Origin of the sequence: Archangium violaceum (genome assembly GCF_016859125.1) — a bacterium.
GTDB lineage: Bacteria > Myxococcota > Myxococcia > Myxococcales > Myxococcaceae > Archangium > Archangium violaceum_A.
Genome location: NZ_CP069338.1, coordinates 5,249,555 through 5,266,777 on the forward strand (window position 1 = coordinate 5,249,555; position 17,223 = coordinate 5,266,777).

A 17,223-nucleotide genomic window follows, 5' to 3' on the forward strand; every position below is an offset into this window, starting at 1 on the left:
GGGGGCTCGCTTTCGGGTGGGCGGGGGCCTGGGTTCTCAGCTCAGCCGCCCTTGGGGAAGTTGCGGCAGGCCTCATCGTAGTCCCTCCACCAGCTCTCCAGGGCCTTCATGTCGGTGGCCCGGGGCTCGTCTCCCGCGCCCGCCATGTTCAGGTAGGCGTGCAGCAGCGGGCGGAAGTGCGGGTGCGCGCACTTCTCGATGATGTCCACGGCGCGCCGCTTGGGCGAGCGGATGTCCATGTTGAGCGCGTAGCCGTGCTCGGTGACGACGCACTTGATGTCGTGCTCGGTGTGGTCGATGTGCCGCACGTACGGCATCACGCAGCTCACGACGCGCCCGTCCTTCAGCGGCCGGGTGGACGGCGTGTGCACGATGCTCAGGTAGGCGTTGCGGAAGAAGTCTCCCGAGCCGCCCAGCCCGTTGACGATGCGCGAGCCGTCGATGTGGGTGGAGTTGACGTGGCCGTAGATGTCCACCTCGATGGGCGTGTTCATCGCGATGACGAACAGCCGCGAGATGATCTCCGGGCTGTTGGACAGCCACATGGGCCGCAGCACCAGCTTGTCCCGGCAGCGGTCGAACAGCTCCATGAAGCGCCGGCGCCCCTCGGCCGAGAAGGAGACCGCGGTGGCCGAGGCGTTCTCGAACTTCGCGTCGTCCTCCACGTAGCGCAGCATTCCGTCCTGGAAGACCTCGGTCCAGAAGCGGATCTTCTGGAAGGGGGACGCGTAGAGCTCGCCGATGATGGCGTTGGCCACGTTGCCCACGCCGGACTGGATGGGGGGCAGGCGCTTGCCCCAGCCGAACTGCGCGCGGCACTGCATGAGGAAGTCGATGACGTTCTGCGCGATGCGGCGGTCCGTCTCGCTGGCGGCCTTGAAGGGCACCGGGTGGTCGGGCGTGCGGGACTCGACGACGGCCACCACCTTGCTGCGGTCGAACTCGACGTAGGGCGTGCCGATGCGGTCGCGCACGTTCACCAGCGGCAGCGGCCAGCCCACCTTGGGGTGCACGGCGGGCACGACGATGTCGTGGAAGCCGGTGTAGTCCGGCGACGCGGTGTTCACCTCGAGGATGACCTTGCGCGCCCGGGAGAGCGCCTCGGCGGAGACGCCCACCGAGGAGGTGAGGACGACACTGCCGTCCTCGCGGATGCGCGACACCTCGACGACGGCGACGTCGATGTCCCCGTAGAAGCCGTACATCAGGTTGCGCGCGAAGGCGGAGAGGTGGACGTCGGTGAAGTCCATCTCCCCCGAGTGGATGAGCTTGCGCGAGATGGGCGAGGACATGTAGGGCCCGCGCTTGCGGATGAAGGGGGCCATGGGGCCCTCCACGTCATCGGAGAGCGAGGCGCCGCTCAGCAGGGTGATGCGGGAGTGGGGCGCCGTCTCGGCCAGGTGCCGGGCGAGTGCCGGGAAGAAGGTCTTGGGCTCACCCGACTTGGTGAAACCGCTGATGGCCACGGTGTTGCCGTCGGTGACGTGCTTCACCGCCTCTTCCACCGGGACGACCTTGGCCAACAGCTCCGCGTTCTCGATTCGCTCCTGCAGTGTGCTCATTGGGCGCTGCTCTAATACCGCGTCCCCCGGCTGTCCATGAGCGGCTTGGGGCCGGGCGCGCTCCTGCGGAGGACTCCACACTCGCGTCAGGGCGAGGTTCTTCCCTCTCCGAGGAAGCGGGCCCTCAAGGTGCGGACCACCTCGGCGTCCCAGCGCGGGGAGAGCAGCTCCACGGCGGTGCGGCGGTAGCGCAGCGCGCACGCGAGGCACAGCAGCGTGACCCCCAGCCCGATGACGCTGTTCTGCCAGGAGGCCAGGTCCCACTGGCCGTCCCAGTACCACTCGCGCTGGCTGGTGGGCCAGAAGTACCAGATGGGCCAGCCCGGCCCGCTGCCGGCCAGGTCACACACCAGGTGAAGGTGGAAGGCCAGCAGTGCCAGCACGGCCACCCGGAGCCGGCTCCGGGCCAGCGCCGCGCACACCCCCGCGGTCACCAGCGCGCCCACGTACCCGTGGAAGAGGAGGTGGTGGTAGCGCGCGTATAGCTCCCCACCGCCCAGGATGCTCAGCCCATCGAGGTCCGGGGCCAGCCCCGCGCAGGCGACGAGCACCCGGTCCCGCCGGGTCTCCAGGTGCTGCGCCATCAACCAGGACAGCTCGGCGTGGACGATGGGATTCATGCGGTGGGCTCGGGGCTCAGGCGTCGGCCGGCGCGTCGTAGTGGGGCGTCAGGTCGATGATGTACGCGGTGAGCAGGTGGTAGATGATGACGTTGCTCACCCAGAAGAAGATGGCGGGGAAGCTCACGTAGACGAGCATCGTGCCCGGCCAGACCTGGAGGTGCTTGCCGGTGAGCTCCACCGCGAGGAAGCCGCCCACCCACTCGCCCACCCAGCACACCGCCGCGGTGATGGCGACGCGCGTCCAGAGCTTCATGCCCTTGGGGTGGAACCAGTAGTAGTGCAGCGTCCACATCAGGAAGACGGAGCCCGCCCAGAGAATCATGCTCCCGAACGAGAACCACCCGTAGGGCGAGTCCGGGTACACCCAGCCGTACGTCCCGTTCACCGCCTTCCAGGCCAGGTTCTGACTCAGCTCCAGGAGCCAGAGCAGCGGAGCGATGTAGAGAATCTGCGTCGCGAGCACTCGCGCGTAGACGTTGAAGGACCGGCGTTGGGCGGCGGCTGTCAGGGCCATCGCGTTCATATGGCTTCCCCCCGGGAGCGTGAATGGAGTGACGTGACGGCCGCCCATCTCACCTACCGAGGCGACCCCTCCGCTTCCCCCGGGCCGTCAACCGCTTCCATTCTGACGCCAAACCCGTGTGATTTTCCACTCCAGGGCGATTTTTCCGGGATCGCGGGAGAGAGAACGGGTGAGAGGGCGGTGCATCCGTGACAAGCTCGTGCCGCCCTTCGACAGGAGCGAGTCTTGTCCTCGACCACACCGCGCAACATGACCGACTACGAGGCCACCTACCGCGGATTCCGGTGGGAGCGCCCCGAGTACTTCAACTTCGCCACGGACTTCGTCGACCGCTGGGCCACCGAGCGCCCCGATGCGCCCGCGCTGCAGTGGAGTGACGAGGCCGGGCACGCGCAGCTCTTCACCTGGAAGGAGGTGAAGCAGCGCTCGCTGCACGCGGCGCAGTTCCTCACGAGCCTGGGCCTGCACAAGGGCGACCGCGTCTTCGTGATGATGCCGCGGATTCCGGAGTGGTGGTTCCTCACGCTGGGCTGCATCCGCGCGGGCATCGTCTTCATGCCGGGCACGCCGATGCTCACCGCCAAGGACATCCGCTACCGGTTGCTGGCGGCGGACGCCAACGGGGTCATCGCGGACGCGAGCTGTCTGGACAGGTTCGAGGGCCTGGTGGGCACGGGCCGGGTGGAGACCTGGGTGGCGGTGGGCTCCGCGCCTTCGCCCTGGGTGGTCTTCCCGCCGGGAGGGGCGGGCACGGGCCAGCACGGCGCGCAGTTCGAGCGCACGCGCGCGGATGATCCGATGCTCATCTACTTCACGTCGGGCACCACGGGCATGCCGAAGATGGTGCAGCACACGCAGGCCAGCTACGGGCTGGGGCACCAGATTACCGGCCGCTACTGGTTGGACCTGACGCCGGAGGACCGGCATCTGACGCTGTCGGACACGGGCTGGGCCAAGTGCGCGTGGGGCAAGCTGTTCGGCCCGTGGAGCCAGGGCGCGTGCAACGTGGTGTACGACTTCCGGGGCCGGTTCGACGCGGCGCGGATTCTGCGGGTGCTCGAGCGCCAGAAGGTGACGACGTTCTGTGCGCCCCCCACGGCCTGGCGCGCCCTCGTGCTGCAGGACCTGTCCCAGTACGACCTGTCGTCGCTGCGGCACGCGTTGAGCGCGGGCGAGCCGCTCAACCCCGAGGTCATCGACACGTGGAAGCAGGCCACCGGGCTGCACATCCGCGAGGGCTATGGGCAGACGGAGTCGGTGGTTCTGGTGGGGATGTTCCCCTCGCTGGAGCCGAAGGCGGGCTCCATGGGCAAGCCGTCTCCGGGCTTCGACGTGTCCGTCATCGACCACGAGGGGAAGGAGCTACCGGCGGGCCAGGAGGGCGACATCGCGGTGCGGGTGAAGCCGGAGAAGCCGGTGGGCCTCTTCGATGGTTACCTCAACGACGAGTCGTCCAATCTGGTGTCGTTCCGGGGCGACTGGTACGTGACGGGCGACCGGGCGGTGAAGGACGCGGACGGCTACTTCTGGTTCGTGGGACGGCGTGACGACGTCATCAAGACGTCGGGCTACCGGGTGGGGCCGTTCGAGGTGGAGTCGGCCCTGCTGGAGCACGCCGCGGTGGCGGAGTCCGCGGTGGTGGGCGTGCCGGATGAGCGGATCGGCCAACGCATCAAGGCGTACGTGGTGCTGGCGCCGGGCTTCAAGGGCTCGGAGGCGCTCGCCGAGGAGCTGCGCGAGTACGTGAAGAAGACGACGGCGCCCTACAAGTATCCTCGGGAGATCGAGTTCGTGATCGAGCTCCCGAAGACGGTGAGCGGGAAGATCCGCCGCACGGAGCTCCGTGCGATGTCTCAGCAGCCTCCGAAGAAGGACTGATCCTTCATCAGATGTGCTGCTGAATCGCGCCTTCCAGCCTGGCTCGAGGTGGGGCTCCCACGATCTGCCCCACCACCTTGCCCTGCTTGAAGAAGAGCAGGGTGGGGACGGAGCGGATTCCGTACTGCTGGGCCGTCCCCTGGTTGTCATCGACGTCGAGCTTGGCCACCTTCAAGTGGCCCTTGTGCTGGGTGGCGAGCGCCTCCATCGTGGGCGAGAGGGCGCGGCACGGCCCGCACCAGGTCGCCGTGAAGTCCACCAGCACGGGCCCCTCCGCCTCCAGCACCTCGCGTTGGAAGTCCGCGTCTCCCAGATGAATGATGTCTCCAGCCATGGTGTGTGTCCTCGTTTCAGGGAAGGGCGTGTCGTCGCCCGATTTCCCATGGCAAGGGTTTAAGGGCCCCGACGAGGACGCGCGAGAGCCCGTGGCGCAATGGATTGTTCCGCGAAGAGCCCCGGTCAGTCAGCGAGACCGGCCTGGTTCTTCCCACGGCAACGCGGCGCTGCGCTGGGCGAGCGTGTCGAGGAAGGCGCGCACCTTGAGGGGAAGCTGCCGGCTGCTGGGGTAGACGGCGTAGATGGGGAGGCCCGGCGGTGACACCGCCTCCAGCACGGGGACGAGCACGCCCGCGCGTACGTCATCCACCGCGAGGACGGTGGGCAGCCTCACCAGCCCGAGACCCGCGCGCGCCGCCGCGTGACCGGCGCGAACGCTGGGGACCTGCAACCGGCCGCTCACCGGCACCGTGCGAGCGCCACGGGGACCCGCGAAGAACCACACTTCACTCGTGCCCGGTTCGGCGACCAGGACGCACTCGTGGCCCTCGAGCTCATCCGGTGAGCGGGGCGTGCCGCGCCGGCTGAGATAGGCGGGGCTCGCGTAGTAGCCGGTGCGAACGTCTCCGAGCCGCCGCGCCACCTGCGACGAGTCCGGGAGCGGCCCGGTTCGCAGGGCGATGTCGTAGGAATCCGCGACCAGGTCCACGTACGCCTCGGCGAGCGACACCTCCACGCGCACCTGAGGGTGGCGCAGGAGGAACTCGGTGATGACGGGGGTGAGCAGCTCGCCCAGGAGCGAGAACGTGGCCACGCGCAACGTGCCTCGGGGCGTGCCTCGCGACTCGCTCAGGGCCCGGTTCACCTCGCGGGCCTCGGCGACGAGCCTCGCGCAGTGGGCGTGGTACTCGCGCCCCGTCTCCGTGAGCCGCAGCCGCCGCGTGTTGCGCTCGAGCAGGCGCGTGCCCAGCCGCTCCTCCAGTGCCGCCAGTCGGCGGCTCACCGTGGACTTGCGCAACCCGAGTCTCGCCGCCGCCGCGGTGATGCCGCCAGCGCTCACCACCTCGGCGAAGACGAGCATGTCATCGAGCAGCGGCGGAGTCGGGGACATGGGCGGAGGTCTCGGGTTGCTCGCGATCTATCTTCCGCCCGCGGGATCGTCCGAGGCGGGGTGCGCATCCAGCTCCTCGCGGTCGAGCGAGGCGGGCAGGAGCGCGTTGGCGAGGATGCCCACGAGCGCGGCCAGGGCCATGCCGTGCAGCTCCACGTGGACCTCGCCGAGTGTCACCGGCACCTTCGCACCGCCCAGGCCGAGCACGAGGATGAGGCTCACCACGATGAGGTTGCGGCTGTGGGCGAAGTCGATCCGCGCCTCGGAGAGGGTGCGGATGCCCACGGAGGCGATCATCCCGAAGAGCAGGATGCTGACCCCGCCGAGCACGCCGGCCGGGAGGCTCTGGAACACGGAGGCCAGCTTGGGCGAGAGGCCGAAGAGCATGGCGAAGCCGGCGGCGATGCGCAGCACCGCGGGGTCATACACGCGGGTGACGGCGAGGACGCCGGTGTTCTCCGCGTAGGTGGTGGCGGCCGGCCCCCCGATCGCCGCGGAGAGCATGTTGGCGATGCCGTCGGCGAAGAGGGTGCGCGGCAGGCCGGGCCGCTCGAGGAAGTTCTTCCCCACCACGCGCCCGTTCACGATGACGTCGCCGATGTGCTCGATGAAGGTGACCACGGCCACGGGGGCGAGCACGAAGATGGCGCTCCACGAGAACGCCGGGGCGTGGAACGGAGGCAGGCCCACCCAGGCCGCGTCGCGGATGGCAGCGAGCTTCGCGGGCTCCACCAGTCCGAGCACCAGCGCGGCCACGTAGCCGGTGATGACGGCGATGAGGATGGGAATCATCTTGAAGAGGCCGCGGGCGAAGACGCTGGTGAGGATGGCGGCGAGCAGCGTGATGAGCGCGAGCCCCCAATGGCTCTGGGCCTGGTTGACGGCGACCCCGGCGAGGCTGAGCCCGATGACGATGATGACGGGGCCGGTGACGATGGGGGGGAAGATCTGCTGGATGCGCCGCACGCCCACGGCCTTCACCAGGGCGGAGAAGACGACGTACATGGCACCCGCGGCGACGAGCCCTCCTCCCGCGGCGGCGGGGCCCTCCGCCTCGAGCACGGCGATGATGGGGGCGATGAAGGCGAAGCTGCTGCCCAGGAAGATGGGCACGCCGAACCCGGTGAGCGCATGGAAGAGCAGGGTGGCCAGCCCCGCTCCGAAGAGGGCGACACTCGGATTGAGGCCGGTGAGGAGCGGCACCAGCACGGTGGCGCCGAACATGGCGATGGTGTGCTGGAGGCCCAGCACGACCTTCTTCTGGAGCGGGAGGGGCTGCATGAGGCGCGCCTTAGCGCACCGGTGCCCCTCCCGGGTACTGCCTTCTTGTTCGGGTGGGCGCGTCAGCTCCAGTCGGAGTGGATGAAGCCAGCCTCGGGCTTGTCGCGACGCTGGTAGGTGTGGGCGCCGAAGGCATCGCGCTGGGCCTGGGTGAGGTTCTGCGGCAGCTCGGGGCTGCGGTAGCTGTCGAAGTAGGCCAGGCTCGCGCTGAACACCGGCACCGGAATCCCCAGCCGCGTGGCCACCGCCATGGTGCGCCTCCAGGACGGCGCCATCTTCTCCAGCACCGGCGCCAGGCTGTCGGCCAGCATCAGGTTGGGCAGGTCCGGCTTCTTCTCGAAGGCCTCGCGCAGCGGGGTGAGCAACTTCGCGCGGATGATGCAGCCGGCCCGCCAGATGCGCGCCATCTCCGCCAGCGACACGTTCCACTTGTACTCGTTGGACGCCGCCTGGATGAGCCGCATCCCCTGCGCGTACGTCACCACCCGCGCCGCGTACAGCGCGTCATGCACCCACGCCGCCAGGTTCGCCTTCTCGTCCGCTGACAGCGACTCGCCCTTCGGGCCGTGGAGCACCCGGCTCGCCGCCACGCGCTCGTCCTTCATCGACGACAGGTTGCGCGCGTCCAGCGCCCCGGCGATGGAGGGCACCGGCACGCCCAGGTCCAGCGATACCTGCACCGTCCACTTGCCCGTGCCCTTCTGGCCCGCCTTGTCCAGCACCAGATCCACCAGCGGCTTGCCCGTCTCCGCGTCCTTCTTGCGCAGGACCTTGATCGTCGTCTCCAGCAGGAAGGACTCGGCGATGCCCTGGTTCCACTGCGAGAAGAGGTCCGCCAGTTGGTCCGCCGACAGCCCGAGCCCGTGGCGCAACAGGTCGTACGTCTCCGCCAGGAGCTGCATGTCCGCGTACTCGATGCCGTTGTGCACCATCTTCACGAAGTGGCCCGCACCGTCCGGACCCACGTGGGTGACGCACACGCCCGCCTCGCTCTTCGCGGCGATGGCCTCCAGCACCGGGCGCACCTGCGCGTACGCCTCGGCCGGGCCTCCCGGCATGATGGACGGGCCGTACCTCGCTCCCTCTTCACCCCCCGACACGCCCACGCCCAGGAAGAGCAGCCCCTTCTGCTTCCACTCCGCCTCGCGCTTGCGCGTGTCCTGGAACCAGGAGTTGCCACAGTCCAGCACGATGTCCCCTGGCTGCAGTAGCGGCTCCAGCCGCTCCATCATCGAGTCCACCGCCGCTCCCGCCGTCACCATCAGCATGATGCGCCGCGGGCGCTCCAGCGCGGCCACGAAGTCCTCCAACGCCGCGTAGCCCTTCAGGCTGTCGGGCGCGCCCTTCTGGCGCAGGTCATCGAAGCGCTCGGGATGGCGATCCCACACGGCCACCCGGAAGCCGTGGTCCGCCACGTTGAGCGCGAGGCTCTGCCCCATCACCCCCATACCCGCCACGCCGAACTGCGCACGCCCCTGCTGTGCGCCCTGTGCTGTCGTCATTGCGTTGACTCCTGTGTCTTGGTTCCGGGGGAAGACCCTCACCCCAGCCCTCTCCCAGAGGGAGAGGGTGCATTCACGGTGTCACTGCTGGCCAGCCGCGGCCCGGTCCATCATCCACTGCGCCTGCTCCACCTGGGCCGCGGGCAGGTCCTCCCCCGCGAGCACCCGGCGCACCATGTCCCGCTTACCCGCTCCGCTCACCAGCCCCAGCACCTTCCGGGCCGACTGGAGCACGGGCAGCGTCAGCGTCATCCTCCACGGCGGAGGCTTGGGTCCCACCACCGCCAGCACCCGCCGCTCCTTCTCCTGGAGCGCGGAGTGGCCAGGGAAGAGAGAGGCCGTGTGTCCGTCCTCGCCCATGCCCAGCACCACCACGTCCAGCACCGGAGGCAGCAGCTTCTCGTAGTCGCTCGCGGCCTGCTCCCGGTCCGTCCGCTCGCCCTGCATCCGGAAGATGTGAGGGGGCGGCACGCCCAGCGGCTTGAAGAGCGCCTCCTCCGCCAGCAGGTAGTTGCTCTCCGGGTGGTCCGGCGGCACGAAGCGCTCGTCCACGAAGTAGAAGTCCACCCGCTCCCACGGCACGTCCCGCGTCGCCAGCTCCCGGTACACCGGCCCCGGGGTGCTCCCGCCCGACAGCGCCAGGCTGGCCCTCCCGCCCCCGGCCAGGGCCGCGCGCAGCTCTCGCGCCACCCAGTCCGCTCCCTCGGGCCCCATCGCTTCCTTCTCCACCACGAGTGGGGCCGGCCTCATCCCTTCAGCTCCGTCCAACGCCGGCCATCCCGCGCCAGCAGGGCCGCCGCCGCGTCCGGCCCCGTGCTCCCGGGCTCGTAGGTCTGCATCGGCCCACCCTTGCCCGCGTCCAGCGCCTCGATGATGGGCGTCACCCACGCCCACGCCTGCTCCACGCTGTCCTGCCGCGCGAAGAGCGTGGTGTTGCCCCGCATGCAGTCCAGCATCAACCGCTCGTACGCCTCCGGCACCGGCTTGTGGAAGCTCTCCGAGTAGTCGAAGTCCATGGTGACGCCCGCGATGTTGATGTCCTCGCCGGGGACCTTCGACTCGAAGCTCAGCGCGATGCCCTCGCGCGGCTGGATGCGCAGCGTGAGCACGTTGGGCTGCAGCCGCTGGCAGGTGTCGCCGGTGTTGAAGAGGCAGTGCGGCACCGGCTTGAAGTGGATGGACACCTCCGTCACGCGCTTGCTCAGGCTCTTGCCCGCGCGCACGTAGAAGGGCACGCCCTGCCAACGCCACGTGTCGATGTATGTCTTCAGGGCCACGTAGGTGGGCGTCTTCGAGTCCTTCGCCACCCCGTGCTCCTCGCGGTAGCCCTTGTACTGCCCCTGCACCACGTACCTGGCCACCTCGCCGCCCACCATGGGGCGCAGCGCGCGGAACACCTTGTTCTTCTCGTCCCGGATGTCCTCCGAGCCGAACGAGACGGGGGGCTCCATGGCGCACAGGGCCAGCACCTGCAACAGGTGGTTCTGCACCATGTCCCGGATGACGCCCGTCTCGTCGTAGAAGCGCCCGCGCCCCTCCACGCCAATCTTCTCCGCCGCGGTGATCTCCACCCGGTCGATGTGCTGCCGGTTCCACAGCGGCTCGAAGATGGCGTTGGCGAAGCGGAAGACGAGGATGTTCTGCACCGTCTCCTTGCCCAGGTAGTGGTCGATGCGGAAGATCTGCTTCTCGTCCAGCACCGCGGCCAGGGCCTGGTTGAGCTCCTTCGCGGTGGCCAGGTCGCGGCCGAAGGGCTTCTCGATGACGAGCCGCCGCCAGGGCCGCTTCACGGCGGGGTCCTCGCGGTACAGCAGCCCGGAGCCGGCCAGACCGTTGAGCAGCGAGGGGAAGGTGGAGGCCGGGGTGGCCAGGTAGTAGAGCTGGTTGCCCTGGGTGCCGAAGCGCTCGGCGATGCGCTCCAGGTGCTCGCGCAGACGGGTGTAGGACTCCGGGTCGTCGTAGCCGCCCGTCATCATCTCCAGCTTGGAGGAGAGCCGCTCCCACGTGGCCTCGTCCAACGGCTGGGTGCGGGCGAACTTCTGCAGCCCCTCCTTCACCTGGGCGCGGAACTGCTCCAGGTTGTGCTCCGAGCGGCTGAAGGCCACCACGGCGAAGTTGTTGGGCAGCAGCCCCTGGCGCGCCAGCTCGAAGAGGGCCGGGAAGAGCTTGCGCTGCGCCAGGTCTCCCGTGGCGCCGAAGAGGACCATGATGCATGGGTCGGGTCTTCCTGCCCGTACCAGCGGGTCTCCTTCTCGGGGATGGGTTTCGATGTGCAGGCCCTGCTCTTCCATGTCGCCCTCCGGAACCTCGAATGCGGGGGGAACATATGCGTTCGTGCCCGCGCTGGTGCATCAATCATTCGTGGGATGCCCCCGTCCTGGGGACGGGGCTCTCGTCCGGTGTTGGATGTGGGAAGCGCAACCGTTCGCCGGAGGACGTGCCGGGCCGCTCCCGCTCGCGGGTGCTCGGGACGGGTGCATAGGCTGGCGCGGCGCATGTCCCCCCACATCCCCGTCCTACAGGAATCCATGCTGGCCCGGCAGGTGCTGGAAACGGTCCTCCAGCGGGCCGTCATCCACGGCGCCGCGCGCATCCGCGTGGTGCGCGGGTGGGTGGCGGAGACGGAGTCCCTGTCCCCCGAGGGCCTGTCCTCCCAGTTCGCCGCCCACGCCCGGGGCACGCGAGCGGAGGGGGCCCGGTTGTTGCTGAACCTCATCCACGTGGAGGCGCGCTGCCGGACGTGTGGCCGCACCTACGCCCCCGAGCACCACCTGCTGCGCTGCCCGGTGTGCGGCAGCGCCGATGGGGAGCAGCTCGGGCAGACGGGACTGGCCGTCACCGCCATCGAGGTGGACTGACGGCCCATCGCCGACGTCGGGTGGAAACCTCCCTACCCCTGGCATCCGGGGCGGCTCCTCATCGGTCAGGTAGCCTCCCTCCACGAGGGAGGTTGGATGCACGACGACATGGACGGGGCCTGGGAGCGGCCCTGGGTGGAGCTCTCGCCCGGCGAGCGCGTGGCGGGCTTCATCATCGAGGGGAAGCTCGCCTCCGGCAGCTTCGGCACCGTCTTCAAGGCCTTCCGGGACGGGCGCCGCTTCGCCGTGAAGCTGGTGCCCATGGACAAGCGGGGCAACCGCGAGGTGGATGCGCTGCGCCGCGCGCAGTTCCCCAACGTCGTCAGCTTCCACGGGTACAGCGTCTGGCCGGACGAGGAGCCCCGGTTCCTCGTCCTGGCCCTCGAGTTGATAGAGGGCCGCTCGCTGGACGTGTGGGTCCGGGAGGAGAACCCGTCCGCGCTCGAGCTGGTGCGCCAGGTGCTGGTGCCCCTGGCGAGCACCCTGGCGGACGTGCATGCCGCGGGGGTGGTGCACCGGGACGTGAAGGAGACCAACGTCATCATCCGCGAGGCGGATGGGCAGCCGGTGTTGGTGGACTTCGGCGCGGCCGCATACGAGGGCGCCCCGCGTCTGACGATGCGGCTGCCGCCGGGCACCCCGGAATACCGCAGCCCCGAGGCGCTGCGCTTCGCCCGGGCCTGGGAGGGAGAGCCCTATCCCGCCGGCCCGGGAGACGATCTGTGGGCGCTGGGCGTCGCGATGTATGGACTGCTCACGCGCGAGCTGCCCTTCGGAGACCGGCACGACCTGGGCATGGTGCGCGCCATCCTGGAGGGGCTCCCCCCCGCTCCGCAGGTGCTCAACCCGCGCGTGCCCCCGGCGCTGGGCGCGCTGTGTCTGCGCATGTTGGAGAAGGCTCCCGAGGCGCGTTTCGCGGACGCCAAGGCGCTCGAGGCGGCGCTGGAGGACGCGGCGACCCTGGCGGATGACGCCTGGCACGCGCCGCTGTTCCCCGGAGGAAGACGGCCAACCCAGACGCTCGCTCCAGCACCGACTCCCGTTCCTGGCCCGATGGTTCGGGCCCGCCCGGCGGGACGGTGGCGGCCCTGGGCGGCCGGGCTCGTCCTTGGCTCGGCCGTGGGGATGGGACTCATGGCGGCGACCCAACGTACCACGTCGCCCATCCCACCCCCGCCGCAGCAGGCTGTCCCTCGCCAGGAAATAGCGCCCGTTCACCTGACGGAAGAAGTTGGTCCGGGCGCGACACCCCAGACGTCACCCACTCCCGCGCCTGTCGCCCGTGCGACCCGAGCCGAGGACCCCGTGATGACAAAACCCCAGAAGATCCGTTCCCTTGCCGCCGCCGCCTGCCTTGTTGGCTCCGCCTGCGCGAGCGGCCCTCAGCAACGTCCGCCTCCCAAGCCGGCGGAGTGCCCGCCCGGAGCCGCCGCGGCCCGCAAGCAATTCCGAATCTACGAAGGAACGACGCATCCCACGTATTTTCCAGCCTTCTCGGAGACCCGAATCGCCATTGTCCGGGAGGGCCCCATCACGGTCGAGTCAGCGGGCGATTGGGGGAGATTTCCGCATTCCACCCGCTTCACGGGTCAGGTCTTTTTCGGAACGGAACGTGTCTATGGCCGGTTCACCCAGGCCATCCTCCCAAGCGGGGAGGCCGTACCGGTCTGCCTGGAGTGGCTGACGTCTCCCGACGTGCTCGGAATCGAGATGGAGCCCGGGAGCACGGCGAAGGAGGCTCGCATCATCTACGACCCCCGTGTCATCGCGGTGTCTCGCTTCCACTAGGTCCGATGTTGGAGGCTGCTTCACGTGCTTTCATTCACCCCCCTCGCCATCCTGGCCCTCATGGTTCCTCGTGGTGTCCCCGTTGGGGCGCCACCTGCGGTCGCCGCTTGTGAGGCCGTGCAGCGCATCGAGCTGGCAGTGGCGCCCGTCACCGCGGCCCGGGAACTCTGCGTCAGTCCGGGGCTCGTGACGAGCCTGCGCTTCGACGCCCCCACCGTCGTGGAATTGCAAGATGAAGTGCGGTTCGAGGAGGTGGTCCGTGTTCGCAGACTCCTGACGTTGATGCCGCCGCCAGACATGGTTCCTGGGGAACGGCTACGGCTCACGGTGCGCTTCGAGGGTGATACGTCCTCGAGCGGTAGCTCCTTCGTGCTGGTGGCCCACCCGGGACGGGCGACGCATCAGGTGGAGGTATACCGGGACAAGCGCACTCGGGAGTCCTTCCTGCGGGAGGTGGTTCAGGAGCGTGCGAGGAATGCGCAACTCCGCGAGGAGCTCGCGCGGACACAGGCCCTGCTCGGTCAATCAGGGGGGCTCAGAAGTCTCATTGCCAGTAAGACGATTGGCTACAGCGGGGTTCGGGCTCAAGTGCTCAAATCGAAGGTGCGCGAACCGTCGGATGGAGGTCTCTCCGTGGTGACGGGTGCCAGCTACCGCGCGGAGCAGAGCATGGCCGTGGACGTGTTGTTGAAGAACTCCGGGTCGGAGCCCTGGATGGCGGCCGGGGCCTCCCTGGTGGACGCCCGTGGCGAGGAGATGAAGGGGGTGAAGTTCCACCAGGAGGACGTCATTGCGCCCAACGAGGTGAGGTCAGTGATTGTGGAGGTCGCTACAGCCGAAGCGCAGGCTCAAGGCGAATTGACGCTGAGGCTGTGGGATGCAGGAGGGCGAGCCATCACCATTCCCGAGGTGCCGTTCCCGTAGAGGAGGTGCTCCATTTCCTCCTTCCGCTGGTTCTGACGCTCGTCAGTCCGAGCCTCGCGGCACCCAGCGCCGGGCCTTGCCGCGCAACTGCTCCAACTGCCGCCAGTGCCGCTCCACCGCTTCGCGTCCGGCCTCCGTGACGGCGATGCGGGTGAGGGGCGTCTTGCCCTTGAACTGCTTCTCCACCGTGACCAGCCCCGCCTCCTCCAGCTTGGACAGGTGGCTGGACAGGTTTCCCTTGGACAGGCCGGTGAGCCGCTGCAGGTAGAGGAAGTCCGCGCTCTCGCACGCCGCGAGGGCGGTGAGCAGGGCCAGCCGCGCGGGCTCGTGGACGAGCCGATCCAACGCCGCCAGCTCCTCGAAGGGGGCCTTCATTCCGGCACCTCCCCGAACTCGGGCTCCGGCGCGTGGCCCAGCGTGCGCACGAGCAGCCAGTGGTCCATCATGCCCATCACGACGATGGCTACCCCCCACGCGCCGGCCAGGGTCACCGCCCCGCCACGCAGATCGGAGGTGAGGGGCAGCGTCGGCAACAGCGCATACACCGGGTTGGCCTCCAAGGCGTGGAGCACCGCCAGGAGCGCGAAGCCCGCGGCCACGCCGAGGTAGTGGCGTGCGACGCGGCCACTCCAGTTCCAGTACCACGCCACGGCCAGCGCCGAGGCGAAGAGGATCTCGGAGAGTGGAAACCCGGTGAGCGGCGTGGATTTGTGGATCACCGCGGTGAGCAGCCCCGCGATGAGCCCGAAGACCGCCGACGCCCCGATGGCCTGCTTCATGCGCTGGTGCGTGGAGGCGCTCCTGCGTACCTCTCCGAACCTCCGGCGGTAGTACGCTCCCGCCAGCGCGTAGAGCCCCGCGGCCACCAGCATTCCCACCAGCATGGCGAGCAGCGCCACCCCGAGGCGGCCCTTCGCATCCACCCCTTCCGGCTCCGGCAGGGCCAGCCACGCCGCGAAGCCGAGCTGCACCAGCCCGAAGGGCACGAAGCGCAGGCCCTGGAGCCATTCGTAATATGTCGTCACGAACTGAATGCGTTGGAGTCGTTGCTCGGACATGGTGGCCTCCCCGTGGTCGGGCAGACAGGTTTGCGTTACAAACCCAGAAGTAGCCCGCCCGGCTGCTCGGTGTCAACAACCGGTTTGCGGTGCAGACCGCTTTCGCTTCACCACGTGCCCACGCCGAGGTGCAGCCCTCCGCGCGCCTCTATCTCCTCCAGGAGCGCGGAGCCGCCGAGCGCGAGGCCGTAGGCGGGCATGGACTCGGTGACGAGCCGGCCGTCCTCTCGGGCGAGGTACGTCACCGGCACGGAGAGGCGGGAGAAGCCGGTGGTGCGCAGCAGCTTCTCCGCGGCGCGGGTGAGGAGGAAGGCGAGGGCGAGCTCCACTCCGTGCTCGGCCAGCAGCGCCAGCACCCGGTGGGTGAGGCGGGTCCCGAGTCCCTGGCGTTGGTGCTCGGGTGCCACCGCGATGCCCAGGCCCGCCACCTTCACCATGCGGCCTCCCAGCATCACCTCGCGGAAGGTGACGGCGCGGAAGCCCGCGAGGGCGCCGTTGCGCCGCACCGTCACCACCAGGTCCGGCCGCGTGTCGTAGTAGTAGCGGCCGTGCAGCGCGGTCTCGCCCGGGAAGGTGCGGGCCACGAGCGCGCACAGCTCCGCCTCCAGCCCGGGTGGGAGCGCGCCGGTGTCGTGCACCTCGAGCGTCTCGTCCGCTCCTGGCGGAGGCCGGGCCCGCCCGCGCGCCTTCACCGTCTCGTTGTAGAGCACCACCTTGTGCAGCTCCACCGTGCCGCCGAAGACGGAGAGGCACAGCAGATCCCTCAGCATCCCCTCGGCGCCCTCGCCCCGGCGCAGGCCCTTGCCACCGAGCACGCGCATGAGGCCCTGGGCCGCGTCCACCGCCGCTTCCACGCCGTGCAGCTTGATGATGGACAGGATGCCGAACACGTCCTCGCCTCGCGACAGCGCGCCGAGCGCCGAGTCGAGCAGCGCCTCCAGCGTCTCCTCGGCCACGCGCATGCGCACCAGCCGCTCCTGGATGTACTGGTGGCGCCCCAGGGGCTCGCCGAAGGTGCGGCGCGCCTGCGCGTGCGCCATCCCCCGCTCCAGGCAGCGGCGCACCGCCGCGAGGTACAACACGCCGGTGAGCAGCCGCTCCTCGGTGAAGGTGGTGCGGAACAGCCGCACGCCGTCGCCGGGCTCGCCGAGCCGCGCGTCCGGGGGCAGCATCACCCGGCGGGCGACGAGGTTGCCGGTGGCGGAGGTGGACAGGCCCGTGAGGTCCGTCACCGGGCGCATGTACACGCCCGGGAGGGCCGTCTCCAGGAGGAAGAGGTTCACCGCGTGGGAGGGAGGCACGCCGGCCAGCCGCGCGGAGACGATGGCCAGGTCCGCGGACCCCACGTTGGTGATGCTGCACTTGCGCGCGTCGAGTCTCGGTCCGTCCCGGGTGGGCACCACGCGCGCACGGAGGGCGAGGATGTCCGTCCCCGCCCTCGGCTCACTGTTGGCCACGGCGCCCACCCACTCACCGGAGAGGAGGCGGGGCAGGTGCCGCTCCCGCTGCGCCTGGGAGCCGGCATGGGCCAGGAGTCGCACGCAGACGAGGTGCGTGAGCAGCGAGGTGGCCAGTCCGAGGTCCCCCGAACCCGCGGCGAAGCCCGCGAGCGCATGCACCGCGCCAGTGAGCCCCTCGCCCCCCATTGCTGGCTCCAGGGCCGCGCGGAACATCCCCGCCTCGCCGAGCCTCTTGAACGCCGTGCGATCCAGCCCCGTGCTGGGGTGGGGGTCTGCCCTCCGGCGCTTGCGGCCCCCCTTCGCGCACTCGGCGCGGTAGCGATCACCCAGGGCGCGGAACCGTTCGTACAGGGCGCTCCTCATGCACGCCTCCCATGAG

General features: G+C 69.6%; 16 protein-coding genes. 4 read left to right on the forward strand and 12 right to left on the reverse strand.

The window, feature by feature from the left end:
- Positions 1-41 precede the first annotated feature (41 nt).
- The 3 genes from JQX13_RS22525 to JQX13_RS22535 all read right to left on the reverse strand — a co-directional run bounded on the left by JQX13_RS22525 (position 42) and on the right by JQX13_RS22535 (position 2,708).
- On the reverse strand, positions 42-1,562 hold the full coding sequence (locus tag JQX13_RS22525) for an acetyl-CoA hydrolase/transferase C-terminal domain-containing protein (RefSeq protein WP_203410979.1): 1,521 nt from the start codon (positions 1,560-1,562) through the stop codon (positions 42-44).
- A gap of 86 nt (positions 1,563-1,648) precedes the next feature.
- A complete protein-coding gene (locus JQX13_RS22530; RefSeq protein WP_203410980.1) occupies positions 1,649-2,182 on the reverse strand; it encodes a metal-dependent hydrolase in 534 nt (177 codons plus the stop codon).
- Between the two features lie 16 nt (positions 2,183-2,198).
- The gene (locus JQX13_RS22535; RefSeq protein ID WP_203410981.1) at positions 2,199-2,708 is read right to left on the reverse strand and encodes a hypothetical protein; all 510 of its coding nucleotides are present in this window, start codon (positions 2,706-2,708) and stop codon (positions 2,199-2,201) included.
- Between the two features lie 249 nt (positions 2,709-2,957).
- Here JQX13_RS22535 and JQX13_RS22540 point away from each other — a divergent pair, with 249 nt between their 5' ends.
- Positions 2,958-4,586: an acyl-CoA synthetase gene (locus JQX13_RS22540; protein ID WP_203412168.1), complete on the forward strand. Its 1,629-nt coding sequence runs from the start codon at positions 2,958-2,960 to the stop codon at positions 4,584-4,586.
- 7 nt (positions 4,587-4,593) lie between these two features.
- On the opposite strand, the gene trxA is transcribed toward JQX13_RS22540, so the two are convergent.
- The 6 genes from trxA to zwf form a co-directional block, all read right to left on the reverse strand.
- The gene (gene trxA, locus JQX13_RS22545) at positions 4,594-4,920 is read right to left on the reverse strand and encodes a thioredoxin (protein ID WP_203410982.1); all 327 of its coding nucleotides are present in this window, start codon (positions 4,918-4,920) and stop codon (positions 4,594-4,596) included.
- Between the two features lie 129 nt (positions 4,921-5,049).
- A complete protein-coding gene (locus tag JQX13_RS22550; RefSeq protein WP_203410983.1) occupies positions 5,050-5,973 on the reverse strand; it encodes a LysR family transcriptional regulator in 924 nt (307 codons plus the stop codon).
- Between the two features lie 27 nt (positions 5,974-6,000).
- Positions 6,001-7,254 (reverse strand): uracil-xanthine permease family protein, encoded by a 1,254-nt coding sequence (locus tag JQX13_RS22555; protein WP_203410984.1) that lies wholly within the window; start codon positions 7,252-7,254, stop codon positions 6,001-6,003.
- A 62-nt stretch (positions 7,255-7,316) separates the two neighbouring features.
- Positions 7,317-8,756, reverse strand: coding sequence for an NADP-dependent phosphogluconate dehydrogenase (gene gndA, locus JQX13_RS22560; RefSeq protein WP_203410985.1), 1,440 nt, complete (start codon positions 8,754-8,756; stop codon positions 7,317-7,319).
- An 81-nt stretch (positions 8,757-8,837) separates the two neighbouring features.
- Positions 8,838-9,506 (reverse strand): 6-phosphogluconolactonase, encoded by a 669-nt coding sequence (gene pgl / locus JQX13_RS22565; protein WP_203410986.1) that lies wholly within the window; start codon positions 9,504-9,506, stop codon positions 8,838-8,840.
- Entirely contained in the window at positions 9,503-11,047 is a 1,545-nt protein-coding gene (gene zwf, locus JQX13_RS22570; RefSeq protein WP_203410987.1) for a glucose-6-phosphate dehydrogenase, read from the reverse strand. The genes pgl and zwf overlap by 4 nt, the downstream gene beginning before the upstream one ends.
- A gap of 204 nt (positions 11,048-11,251) precedes the next feature.
- Between zwf and JQX13_RS22575 the strand changes: the two genes are divergently transcribed.
- The 3 genes from JQX13_RS22575 to JQX13_RS22585 all read left to right on the forward strand — a co-directional run bounded on the left by JQX13_RS22575 (position 11,252) and on the right by JQX13_RS22585 (position 14,326).
- A complete protein-coding gene (locus JQX13_RS22575) occupies positions 11,252-11,614 on the forward strand; it encodes a hydrogenase maturation nickel metallochaperone HypA (protein ID WP_203410988.1) in 363 nt (120 codons plus the stop codon).
- Between the two features lie 96 nt (positions 11,615-11,710).
- Complete coding sequence (locus JQX13_RS22580) at positions 11,711-13,402, forward strand: serine/threonine protein kinase (RefSeq protein WP_203410989.1); 1,692 nt, start codon at positions 11,711-11,713, stop codon at positions 13,400-13,402.
- Positions 13,403-13,426: 24 nt separating this feature from the next.
- The gene (locus JQX13_RS22585) at positions 13,427-14,326 is read left to right on the forward strand and encodes a DUF2381 family protein (RefSeq protein ID WP_203410990.1); all 900 of its coding nucleotides are present in this window, start codon (positions 13,427-13,429) and stop codon (positions 14,324-14,326) included.
- Between the two features lie 42 nt (positions 14,327-14,368).
- On the opposite strand, the gene JQX13_RS22590 is transcribed toward JQX13_RS22585, so the two are convergent.
- The 3 genes from JQX13_RS22590 to JQX13_RS22600 all read right to left on the reverse strand — a co-directional run bounded on the left by JQX13_RS22590 (position 14,369) and on the right by JQX13_RS22600 (position 17,207).
- Positions 14,369-14,701: a transcriptional regulator gene (locus JQX13_RS22590; RefSeq protein WP_203410991.1), complete on the reverse strand. Its 333-nt coding sequence runs from the start codon at positions 14,699-14,701 to the stop codon at positions 14,369-14,371.
- Positions 14,698-15,384 carry a hypothetical protein gene (locus JQX13_RS22595; protein ID WP_203410992.1) on the reverse strand — a complete coding sequence of 229 codons (687 nt, stop codon included), beginning with the start codon at positions 15,382-15,384 and terminating at the stop codon, positions 14,698-14,700. The genes JQX13_RS22590 and JQX13_RS22595 overlap by 4 nt, the downstream gene beginning before the upstream one ends.
- 107 nt (positions 15,385-15,491) lie before the next feature.
- Positions 15,492-17,207: a GNAT family N-acetyltransferase gene (locus JQX13_RS22600; protein ID WP_203410993.1), complete on the reverse strand. Its 1,716-nt coding sequence runs from the start codon at positions 17,205-17,207 to the stop codon at positions 15,492-15,494.
- Between the last annotated feature and the right edge of the window lie 16 nt (positions 17,208-17,223).